This is a genomic window from Paenibacillus cisolokensis (assembly GCF_018403665.1).
Classification (GTDB): Bacteria; Bacillota; Bacilli; order Paenibacillales; family Paenibacillaceae; genus Paenibacillus_AH; species Paenibacillus_AH cisolokensis.
The window spans coordinates 12,053-23,392 of the sequence record NZ_BOVJ01000184.1; the positions used below are offsets into that span (position 1 = coordinate 12,053).

The window sequence follows — 11,340 nt, forward strand, 5'->3', positions numbered from 1 at the left end:
TCCCGTCCAACTTGTTCCCAACTTGGGAACGAGTTAAATCTGTACGCTGTCCTTGCCGATTCATCGCCTCCAGCTTCATCTTATAGGCAAATGCTTTCTCGCTTGGCGAAATATTTTCCCGTTGCAAATTGCTGTCCACCATAATGATCGTCGCCTGATCGTCGTCCAGTTCGCGGACGATACAGGGCATCGTTTCTCTGCCTGCCAGTTCGCTTGCTTTTTGCGCCGATGTCCGGCTACCATTTCATAGCCGCCGTCCGCCTTCGGACGAACCAGGCCGGGAACCAGTACGCCGTATTGCTTCACGCTGTCCGCCATTTCCAGCATCGCTTCATCCGCCTTCACCTTGAACGGATGACCGGGAAAATCGCTGATTTCCGACAATGGTATTTCCATCACCTTTTCCCGCTGTTGATCAGCGCGGCTCTCCTCCGTTGAGAATAAATCAGCGACTGTGGTCAGTTTGATGCTGGCGCGCATGTCGTCTTTCGCTGCCAATGCTCTGCACCTCCTTCGTGAAGGCAGCATAAGCCTCCGCAGCTTTCCCATCCGGATCATGGACGTAGATGCTTTTCCCCTTGGCGCTTGTTTCCGCCGCGCGAACGGATAAGGGGATTTCGGTGTTGAACACGCGCAGCTTGTCACCGTAGTCGCGCCGAAGAATAAAGGAAATGTCTTTGGCAAATTTCGTCCGACTGTCTACCATCGTGAGCAACACGCCATCCAAAACCAACTTCGGATTGATCTGCCTGCGCACACGGGCAATCGTCTGCAATAGTTGGGTCATACCTTTGGCGGGCAAATAATGCGCTTGTACAGGAATAATAACGCTATCTGCTGCCGCCAACGCGTTGATGGTCAACATGCCAAGACTCGGCATGCAATCGATCAGCACGTAGTCGTAGTCGGCTTTAACGGAGTCGATGTACGAGCGTAAAATCGTTTCTCTGCTCATCGTGTTGACGAGCGATACCTCAACAGCGGACAATTCAATATTGCCTGGCATCAGGTCAACGCCTTCATGGTGATGCAAAATACCTTCCCGCGCTTCATAGGATTCTTCCAGCATCGTCTTCGCCAGCAATGTCGCCAAAGATACCGACAAATTATCCGGTTCGTGGAAACCTAACGAATCCGTCAGGTTGCCTTGCGCGTCCGCATCGACCAGCAAAACCTTTTTCCCATCGGCTGCCAAACCAATCCCCAGGTTGACCGCCGTTGTGGTTTTGCCCACGCCGCCTTTCTGATTGGCGAGGGCGATCACCTTGGTCATCCTACACTTCTCCTTTCACGCAAAAAGCCGGTTGCGCTGAATATTTCAGGGCAACCGGCTTTTTGAATTGTATCTATATAAAAAGAGAACACCGCAAGAAGGGCGTTCTCTTGAATATTCAAGAATTACCTGTTATTTAAATTGACGCGTATTAACCTATAGCGATATGTTATTCTATTGATAAAAACGAATTGATGGAAGGGTGGGTGTACCGTGGTTACTTTTCCTATTATATCTATTTGTATTTTGTTAGTTTCAATTGTGCTTACGCGTTATAGCAAAAATATTAAACATGCTATTCCCCCAACAGTCGCGTTTGTTCTCAATGGAGTATTAATCTTATCCTTGATCGAATTTATTGCTTTATTTATGAATAATAATGATGTGATTACCCAAATACCTGCACCCTATTACTGGCTTCTATTGTTCGCCGGGTTCATAATTGAAATCTTTTCTTACCGCCAAAATATATACCAGGTCATTTCATCGCTGCCGCATTACATTGCTTTGTGGGGTTTATCGCCACCTTTTCGATTGGCCTTCCTCTACTTATACTAGCGTTGATTGAAATAATCATTGCTGTTTACCAGTATCAAAGGAACTAAGATACCCGCGCCGCCTTTCTGATTGACGAGAGCGATCACCTTGGTCATCCTACACTTCTATTTTCACGCAAAAAGCCGGTTGCGCTGATATTTCAGGGCAACCGGCTTTTTGAATAGTATCTATTATAAAAAGAGAACACCACAATAAAGGGTGTTCTCTTGTATATTCATATGTTGCAGCTACTCCATTTTCGAAGCTGATCCGTGAACTTATTCCTATGAATTCAACATGTCTACACACCCGACGTCCAAATCCAGGTCCAAAACGACCGAAACCTCAATTTTGTCTTTAAGCACCTTATTTTGAAGTCGCTGCCGTCTGCCGTGAAAGTCATAAAACGCGCAAAGTGTTGAAAATAAAGGATTTCTACGTATCGATTCGTTGCATTCCTATTACACACTCCACATGCACCGTATGCGGGAACATATCCACCGGCTGCACCTCGACGGTGCGGTAGCCGCCGTCTTCGAGCACGCGCAAGTCGCGGGCCAGCGTCGACGGGTTGCACGACACGTAGACGACTCGCTTCGGCCGCATGGCGAGGATCGTCTGCAGCAGCGCCTCGTCGCAGCCTTTGCGCGGCGGGTCGACGACGATAACGTCGGGCTCGACGCCCTGCTCGCGCCAGCGCGGCATGACTTCCTCGGACAGGCCGACCGCGAACTCCACGTTGCGGATACCGTTGAGCTCGGCGTTACGCCGCGCGTCCTCGATCGCCTCCGGCACGACTTCTACGCCGTACACGCGGCCGGCCTGGCGCGCAAGGAACAGCGATATCGTGCCGATGCCGCAGTATGCGTCGATGACCGTTTCCGTCCCCGTCAGCCCCGCATACTCGACCGCCTTGCGGTACAATACCACCGTCTGCTCCGGGTTGACCTGGTAGAACGACCGCGCCGAGATGGCGAACCGGATGCCGTCCAGCTCGTCATAAATGACGTCGCTCCCCCACAGCACCCGCGTCACATCGCCGAAGATCACGTTCGTGTTCCGCTTGTTCACGTTCTGCACAATGCTTTTCACCGCCGGCACCGCCTCGCGGATGCCTGCCACCCATTCGTCCACGCGCGGAATGCGGTCACCGTTCGTCACGAGCACGACCATCACTTCGCCGGTCGCATATCCGGTCCGGACCATAACATGCCTTAGCAGACCTCGTCCGGTATTCTCGTCATAGGCGCTTACGCCGAGCCGGCGCCCGATCGCCTTGACCTGGCGAACGACTTCGTCGTTGCGTTCGTGCTGGATCAGACATTCGTCCATGTCAATAATCCGGTGGCTCCCCTGCGCATAGAAGCCGCCGATCAAGCTTCCGGCCGCACCGTTCTCCAGATCGGCCATCGCCATGCCGATCGGCACCTGCGCCTTGTTGCGGTAGCGCCAAGGCTCGTTCATGCCGATCGTCGGATGGACGACGATGCCTGCTGCGGCAGCCGCCGCACCGGAAGGGGACATGCCCGGCGCCGAAGTCTCCGGTGACGCAGCTCCCGCCGATGACGCAACTCCCGCTGGTGACACTGCTTCTGTCGGTATCGCCCCCGCCTCCGCTCCTGCCAAGGCAACCCCGTTGCCGCCCGTAATCGCCTTTTCGCCCGTTTCCAAACCTTTCGATCTTTCTGACCCTTTCGCTCCTACCGAACTATCCGTCACGCCGTCCGCACCGCTGCCTGCCGCGCCCGAGCCGCTGCCCGCCACCCGCAGCTTCCCGATCCGCTCCAAGCTGTCAATGACATGCTGTCTTTTCCAGCGCAGCTGCGCGTCATAAGCCATATGCTGCAACTGGCAGCCGCCGCATTGCCGGAAGATCGGGCACGGCGCGTCGACCCGGTCCGGGCTTGCAGCGAGCAACTCCAGCCGCTTGGCGTAGCCGTACGTTTTCTTCACCTTCAGCACCTTCGCCCGCACGCGCTCTCCGGGAAGCGCGTCCCGCACAAAAGGGTGAAGCCCTTCGCGCGCCCCACCCCTTCGCCGTCATGCGTCAACCCTTCGATGTCGACGACGACTTCTTCGTTTTGCTTACCGGAACCGGCTGCTTCATCTTGTACCATCCATCTCTTTCATCAATTTAAATCCGTACGCGCTGGTAGGTCGACTCGCCCAGCTCATCCACGAAAATGTCCAGATGCCGCGGCAGCACCTCGAACGTGAACGGCAGCGTGCCGCCGTATTCGCCGTCCAGGTTAATCTGCACATAGTCCGGCGACGTAATGCGGATTTGATCCGACCGGAAATGGACGACATGCGGATCGTTCAGATGCTCGCCGCGCAGCGCCATCGTCGTCAGCCGGATAAACTCCGCGAGATTGCACTTGCGCACGAGAATGACCTCGAACATCCCGTCGTCCAGATCCGCATCCGGCGCCAGCTTCTCGAACCCGCCGACCGAATTGCTGTTGCAGATCAGAAACATCAGAAATTCGCCTTCGATCTCCTCATGCCCGCGCGCTTCGATCCGCAGCTCGGTCGGACGGAGGCGGGTCATCTTCTCCAATCCTTTCATATAATACGCGAGCTGCCCGATCATCGTCTTCAGCTTCGCCGGCACCTCGTATGTCAATTCCGTCAGCGAACCGCCGCCGGCGATATTGATAAAATAACGCTGATTCGCCTTGCCGACATCGATCTTCCGGGTATATTGCTGAAGGATGAGATCGCAGGCATATTCCCAATGCCGCGGAATGCCGAGCGCCCGCGCAAAGTCGTTCGTCGTCCCGAGCGGCAAAATGCCGAGCGGCGGACGGCTCGGTTTCTCCGCCAAGCCGTTGATCACTTCGTACAGCGTACCGTCGCCGCCGGCCGCAATAATCAGATCGAAGCCGCGCTCCGTCGCGTCGGAGGCGGCCAGCACAGCGTCTCCTTCTCCCATCGTGGCGTAGCAGCTCGTCTCGATGCCCCCCAGCTCCAGCCGCTGCAATATATCCGGAAGCTTCCGCTTGATCTCTTCCCGACCGGACGTCGGGTTATAGATCAGTCTGGCCCGTTTGTTCGTCAACCGCGCTCACCTCCAACGTTTCAAGCCATGCCGCGGCGCGGCGCTCCATCCAGCGGACAATGTACGGATGGGGCAGCAACGGCTTGCCGTTATATTTATAGGAATACCCATTCAGTCTGGAAGGAATAACCTTCTGCGTAAAATAACCCGCGCTCAAAAAAAGCGGCACGACGAGTACCGACTCCACCACGGGGTCCCGCTGCAGTTCCTCCATCCGGGAGGCCGCCTGATCGGGCAACAGCATCGCCGTCTCCGCACGCGCAAATCCGCCAAGTGTCCGGACGCGATCGGCGAGCAGCCGCATGCCGCGCTGCCACCGCTCGTGGAACGCCGGCTCCCCGCTGCCGTGAGCGATCAGCAGCACCGCTTCCCGCTCCGGATCGGCGGACAGCTCGCGAATATTCGCGTACAGCAGCTCCGCGATGTCCGGATCGTCGTCGATCGGATCACCGCAAGTGACCCGCATCGAGCCGATGCGGAACCGCTCCAGCTCGCCCGCGCGCTCGCCGACCGGCGGCATGCCGAACGCCTGCCCGATGTCGTCGACATGGGTGCTGCCGGAGGAGACGAACAGCGGCAGCACGAACAGCTCGGTCACACCGAGCGCCGCCAGCCGGTCGATGCCGTCCTGGATGAGACGGCCTTCGACCAGCTCCAGGAACGAACATACGACCGGCACTCCTTGAAGCCGGTCGCTTGCGGCCGCGGCAGCGACCGCCTCCTCGACGAGGCGCACCCAGCCGGTTTCCCGCGAGCCGTGGCTGATGACGAGCACGCCGGGCTTGCCCGAACGGCCGGGTTTGCCGCCGGATGGCAGGCAATCAAGACTCATCCCGCCGCCGTCTGCATCCGCGCTGCCCAACTCCGGGCGCACCGCGCCGTCCGATACGGCGCCTGCGGCCCCGATCCGGGCGCTGCCCGGGCCGCTGCCTTCCGTCTTGCGGGTCATCGCGTCATCGTCCCAGGCGCTCGAGCGCCATCTTGTATCCGTCATTGCCGTAATTCAGGCAGCGCTTCACCCGCGAGATCGTCGCCGTGCTCGCCCCCGTCTCGGCCTCGATCTGATTATAGGTCGCGCCTTTGCCGAGCATCCGTGCCACCTCGAGCCGCTGCGACAGCGACTGGATTTCGTTCACCGTGCACAAATCATCGAAAAAATATAACATTCCTCAACCGTCTTCAATGTCAGAATCGCTTCGAATAATTGATCTATCGCCTTGTCGTTCAGCTTCTTCAGCTGCATACCGCTTCACCCCTACGAGAACTGATATTCTCATTGTATCGGGTTTACTTGCGTTATTCAAGCGTTACCGTATTCACGCTTTACAGAGTGGAAGAACCTGAACGCTGCGATATGCCGGCCATTCTATATAAATTCCAGCAAGATCGGGGCATTCGTCCAATCCTTATGTTTGCCTATCCCATACACTAATCATATCAAAACCAAAGGTTGTGATCCGCATGAAGTATCGAAACGTTCCTTTCGGTAGCGGCTTCCAGCAATCGGGATCCCAATCATATCCGGGAGTTGCCAATCCATACACATACGGGGGAATCGGCACGCCGGGACAGTTCGGTACGCCGGGACAGTTCGGCACGCCCGGACAGTTCGGACCGCCAAACATCGTGCCGGTCACGCCGCATTCGGCCGAAACGCTGCCGGTCGTCGTACCGTCTTCCGCCGCCAAGCTGGTGGAGAAATCCGGTTCGAGTAAAACCGGTCTGTTTTCGCTTGACAAATTGTCCGATTTGAAAGGCATGCTCGACCGGATCGGCGGCATCGACGGCGTGCTGAACACCGTTACCAAGGTGCAAAAGATGGTCAACAGCGTACAGCAAATGGCGCCGATCGTCAAATTGCTGTGGAGTTCATTCGGCAAAGGCGGAAGCACCGCCACGGCGACAGCCGCCAGCAGCGGCGAGTGGAGGCCTCCCCGCCGCAAACGCAGGCGCAGACGGAAGACCACTTCCGCAGCGGGCTCCGGCAACAAGCGCAGACCCCCGCGTCCGCGCAGGCGCAGACGCTAATGCTATCGACGCCCCGATGTGCGGCCGCCATCCGTCCGAAAAAACGAAAAATCCCCCGATTCCGCAACCGCCTGCCCGTCTCCGGCGTCGCACTCCCGGCGCAGGAGACGGATTTCAGGACGGAATTCCCCCCAGCAAAAAAGCCCTTCAACGTTCCGCGCACCATCGGCCGGAATCGTTAAAAGGCTGTCCTGAAGCAACTATCACAAAAACAACGCTTCGATAAGACCGAATACGAGCGCCGCAAACACCATCGTAATCGGGATCGTAATAAACCAGGCCATAACAATCCGGCCCGCGACGCCCCATTTGACGCTGGAGAACCGCTTCGCGCTGCCGACGCCCAGTATCGCCGAGGTGATGACATGCGTCGTGCTGACCGGGAAGTGCAGCACCGTCGCCGACAGGATGACGCTTGCCGAAGTAATATCTGCGGCAAAACCGTTGATCGGCTCGATTTTGAAAATTTTCGTACCCATCGTCTTGATAATTTTCCAGCCGCCGACCGAAGTGCCGAGCGCCATTGCCGTCGCCGCGGATATTTTCACCCATAGCGGAACGTCCAGCGTGTCCTGTATCCCCGCCGCAACCAGAGCGAACGTAATAATGCCCATCGCCTTCTGCGCGTCGTTCGTACCGTGCGAGAAGGCCTGGAATGACGCGGTAATGATCTGGCAGAAGCGAAAGCCTTTGTTAACCGAATGCGGACTTGAGTTGGCAAAAATCCGCTTCAGCAGCCACATGATAATGAAACCGGCAGCGAACGCGATCAACGGCGACAGAATGAGCGCCTTGATAATATCGATAAAGCCCGAAGCGTTGATGCCGCCAAAACCGGCAGCTCCGATCACCGCGCCGGCGAGCGAGCCGATCAGCGCATGCGAAGACGACGACGGAATGCCGAACCACCAGGTGATCAGGTTCCAGGCAATCGCGGCGATCAGCGTCGCAATGACAATATAAACGCCATGTTCGAGCTTCGCCGGATCGGCCACGCCCCCTCCGATCATCTTCGCCACGCCCGTAAACGACAGCGCGCCGACGAAGTTCATGACCGACGCCAGCAGAATCGCCGTACGGGGCTTCAGCGCGCGCGTCGAAACCGAAGTGGCGATCGCATTCGCCGTATCGTGAAATCCATTGATGAAATCGAATGAAAGCGCCAGAAAGACAACCAGCCACAATACGTAAAGTTCCATGCTACCCCCGGCTCCTCAATTAACTATTCCGCATAATAATCGATTCCAGGGTATTGGCAACATCTTCGCAGCAATCCGTTGTCGCTTCCAGACGTTCGTAAATTTCTTTGCGCTTGATCACTTCAAGCGGGTCCGTCACATTGGCGAACAGCGTTTTAATGCATACCCGCAGCAGATCGTCCGCCTGATTCTCCAGCTCGTTAAGCGCGATGCAAGGCTCGCGCATCGCCAGCAGCTTCTTCTGCGTCAGCAAACCGATTGCTTTCTTGATCTGATGCGAAGAGCGCACCAGATTATCCGCGAACAACCTGATGTATTCGTCCGGTTCCTGGATATGGTACATTTCGAAACGCGAAGCGCTCGCCTCGATACCGTCCATCACGTCGTCCAGCGACGTAATCAGTGCCAATATATCCTCCCGCTCGATCGGCGTAATGAAGGTCTTGTTCAGCTCGGTGTATATCGTGTGCGTATAAGCGTCACATTTGCTTTCCAATTCCTTCATGTCTTTGGAAAAGGTGGCGGCATCCGAAAGCTTGTCCAAATTATTGGCAAAATACTCGGCCGCTTCAACCAGGGTGCCCGCCATGTTTTCGAGAGTTTGGAAAAACATTTGTCTTCTTGAACATCGTTTATCCCCTTTTGTCCGCTATGGAGTATAGGCACGAACAGCAAACGAACCTTTCTAATCTTAGCACACATTTATTAAGGTATTGTAAATTTTTTTGACAATTTTTCTTTTTTCAAGCCTGTCCGACAACAAAAACGTGCGGGATCGAAAATGACCCGCACGTTTCATTGTATCCTTCCCGAGCGATTATTACCCCAAAGTGACATGTTCGGCGAAAGACGGACTGTTCGGCACAATATGGTAGAACGTTTTGCCCGGCGCAAACGGCAGCTCGGCTCCGTCCTTCATAATACGAATGACTCCGTCCAATCGCTCCCATCGCGCCCGAATTGCTTCGCCGCCGCGAATGAGCAGCGCTTCACCGCCTTTATCCAGATTGATCTTCAGCCGTCCGACATTGTCGTAGACCTGATGGTCGGCTCCGAGAACGACAAGGTTCGCTGCCTCCAGCGCTTCGCCGGTATTCAGGTCGATATGCGACTTGCCGTTAATGCTGCGCTTGTAGACGTCTTCCTGGGCGTCATACGCATACGACACCACATAATCCTTCAGCAGAAAGCGGATGTCGACGCTTGTCGCCGGAGCAGTCTCCGTCGAACCGGCGGTATCTGTCGAGCCTGCGTTATCTGCCGAACCGGCCGTCCCCGCTCCGCCTTCCGTCACCGATGAGGATTCCGCATCCGCCGCCGCTTTTTGCGATAGTTCCTCGAAATAGAACATCGGCGGGCGCTTGTCCGCTTTGTAGCCTTTTTTGTCCGCGCCTTCGCGCAGCTTCTCCAGATTGGAATACAGGTTGTGCGGTGCCTTGCGCGAGCTGTCGCGCCAGAAATAGCTTCCGGCGTTCGTAATTTCGTCCAGATACGCCTTGCCCGCCTGTTTGTTTTGCAATATCGCGTACGCATCGGTGCTGCCGCCGGCATGCGCGAGCACGGCGCGGTACGATTCGCCGATTTCGATCAAGTAGGGACGAATGCTGCGAATCGGACCGATCGGCTCGTCGAAGCTTTCGCTCTGGAATATCGCGACTAGCCGTGTTATCCCGCCTTCCGCCAAAATCTCCCAGATCATATCCGCATGCGACAGTCCCGACTGCGGCCGCGCCGCGCTGAAGTTGTTGATCATAACGGCGATAGGCCGCTCTTTCGCCTCTTCCTCAAGCCCAAGCCCGGTAAGCGGTGCAGTGAAAGCCGGGGCCGCCGGCTTCTCTTCCTGGGGTTCCGACTGCGCCGGCATCTCTTCGGCCGGCTCCGGCGGTGCGGTTTCCGGCTCGACCGGGCGCTGGCAACCAGCCGCCGCGAGCATGGCCGCGATCAGCGCCAAGGCGGATATGCGGCGCACCTTGCTTTTGTTCATATGAAAATCCCGTCCAATCTTTCCGTATTTTCTACCCTATCAGTTTATCGTGTTTGTCCGCCTGCGAGAAGAGCAAAATGCCAAAAAATGCTGGAAACCGTTTCGGACAAGCATGTTTCGGAAAAGCGGCACGTAATGGTGATGGAGTTCGTCAAGCACCGGCATATTGCGGGAGCGGCAGGCTTAACGGCTGGAAGGGAGTTAAACAAAAACAGAGAGAAGAAGAATAGATACGGAGATTTCTTGATCCGGGGATCGGCGTTGGCCGCTGGATGCGGCGGGCAACCGCCGCATCAAATGCTCCAATGATGCCATTCCTCCTGCCGTTTGTCCAGTTTGGCGAGCCAGTCGCCCGTGACGCGGATCGCTTCCTCCTGATGTTTGCGGGACGAGAAGGTATGGTTTGCCTGAAACAAAATTTCCTTGTCGCACAATCCTTCGCCGCGCGTCCAGAAAATTTTCTGATACAAAAATCCGTAATCGACCGGAATCATTTCATCGCCCGTTCCGTGGACGATGAGCACATCTCCGCCGAAACGCGGCGCCGTTTGAAACGGCTGATGATCCATCAAGGAATGGAAAAATGCCGATTTCAGCGTATAGCCCATATAATCGACCGCACCTTTTTTCACCGATTCGTCATAGGCATCCCGGCCGACGATGCGAACGATGTCATTGAACGGATAACCGACAGCCGACCAGAGGACAAGCCGCTTAACCCGACGGTCCCGAACGGCCGTCTGCAGCGCGACCGCTCCTCCGAGACTATGCCCGAGCAGCGTAACGCGAAGCGGGTCGACGCAGTCCATCGACAATACGTAGTCGAGTGCCGTACGGGTCTGCCCGATCATGGAGTCCATGCCGAGAGCGCCGTAGTCGCCTTCGCTTTCCCCGCATCCGCCATAGTCGAAACGCAGCACGAACATGCCTTCTTCGGCAAGCGCACGCGCCGTTTTGACGAACAGCCGATCCACGCCGATCCGGTTGCCGATGAACCCGTGGCAGATGACGACAGCCGGATGCTTGCCGTCGTCCGTCATCGGCGCGACCGGATAATGCAGCGTCGCCGCCAGTTTTAATCCATCCTCGTGATGTAGCGCGATTTGCTTTTCCACACGGTAGCCCTCCTTAAATCTTGGCGCTTGAAGCGTTATACACAGATAAGCTTTCAGTATTCACAATAATGGCCCATTACTCCACAGATTTTGCACAGAAATATTCACAATCGGTTGTTCATACGGTCCATGAGATGAAAACA

Annotated in this window: 10 protein-coding genes and 1 pseudogene; 1 reads left to right on the plus strand and 10 read right to left on the minus strand. The window is 56.1% G+C overall.

Annotated features, from left to right (window positions below):
• Positions 1–75 precede the first annotated feature (75 nt).
• The 6 genes and pseudogenes from PACILC2_RS28165 to PACILC2_RS22595 all read right to left on the minus strand — a co-directional run bounded on the left by PACILC2_RS28165 (position 76) and on the right by PACILC2_RS22595 (position 6,114).
• Positions 76–498 carry a ParB N-terminal domain-containing protein gene (locus tag PACILC2_RS28165; protein WP_280515375.1) on the minus strand — a complete coding sequence of 141 codons (423 nt, stop codon included), beginning with the start codon at positions 496–498 and terminating at the stop codon, positions 76–78.
• A complete protein-coding gene (locus tag PACILC2_RS22575) occupies positions 446–1,273 on the minus strand; it encodes a ParA family protein (RefSeq protein WP_062410471.1) in 828 nt (275 codons plus the stop codon). The genes PACILC2_RS28165 and PACILC2_RS22575 overlap by 53 nt, the downstream gene beginning before the upstream one ends.
• A gap of 972 nt (positions 1,274–2,245) precedes the next feature.
• On the minus strand, positions 2,246–3,811 hold the full coding sequence (rlmD, locus tag PACILC2_RS22580) for a 23S rRNA (uracil(1939)-C(5))-methyltransferase RlmD (RefSeq protein WP_244863765.1): 1,566 nt from the start codon (positions 3,809–3,811) through the stop codon (positions 2,246–2,248).
• Positions 3,812–3,944: 133 nt separating this feature from the next.
• Complete coding sequence (locus PACILC2_RS22585; RefSeq protein WP_062495951.1) at positions 3,945–4,871, minus strand: diacylglycerol kinase; 927 nt, start codon at positions 4,869–4,871, stop codon at positions 3,945–3,947.
• Positions 4,840–5,820, minus strand: a complete 981-nt coding sequence (locus PACILC2_RS22590) for a sirohydrochlorin chelatase (RefSeq protein ID WP_244863766.1) — start codon at positions 5,818–5,820, stop codon at positions 4,840–4,842. Before PACILC2_RS22590 ends, PACILC2_RS22585 begins: the two co-directional genes overlap by 32 nt.
• Positions 5,821–5,824: 4 nt before the next feature.
• Positions 5,825–6,114, minus strand: a pseudogene (locus PACILC2_RS22595) (YerC/YecD family TrpR-related protein).
• Between the two features lie 218 nt (positions 6,115–6,332).
• On the opposite strand from PACILC2_RS22595, the gene PACILC2_RS22600 reads away from it, so the two are divergent.
• Positions 6,333–6,899, plus strand: a complete 567-nt coding sequence (locus PACILC2_RS22600; RefSeq protein ID WP_213530994.1) for a hypothetical protein — start codon at positions 6,333–6,335, stop codon at positions 6,897–6,899.
• Positions 6,900–7,102: 203 nt separating this feature from the next.
• Here PACILC2_RS22600 and PACILC2_RS22605 read toward each other — a convergent pair whose 3' ends face one another.
• The 4 genes from PACILC2_RS22605 to PACILC2_RS22620 form a co-directional block, all read right to left on the minus strand.
• Positions 7,103–8,098, minus strand: coding sequence for an inorganic phosphate transporter (locus tag PACILC2_RS22605; protein WP_213530996.1), 996 nt, complete (start codon positions 8,096–8,098; stop codon positions 7,103–7,105).
• A 19-nt stretch (positions 8,099–8,117) separates the two neighbouring features.
• A complete protein-coding gene (locus PACILC2_RS22610) occupies positions 8,118–8,711 on the minus strand; it encodes a DUF47 domain-containing protein (protein ID WP_213530998.1) in 594 nt (197 codons plus the stop codon).
• A 207-nt stretch (positions 8,712–8,918) separates the two neighbouring features.
• On the minus strand, positions 8,919–10,082 hold the full coding sequence (locus PACILC2_RS22615; RefSeq protein WP_213531000.1) for a DUF3048 domain-containing protein: 1,164 nt from the start codon (positions 10,080–10,082) through the stop codon (positions 8,919–8,921).
• 293 nt (positions 10,083–10,375) lie between these two features.
• Positions 10,376–11,197 carry an alpha/beta hydrolase gene (locus PACILC2_RS22620; RefSeq protein ID WP_062495963.1) on the minus strand — a complete coding sequence of 274 codons (822 nt, stop codon included), beginning with the start codon at positions 11,195–11,197 and terminating at the stop codon, positions 10,376–10,378.
• Positions 11,198–11,340 lie beyond the last annotated feature (143 nt).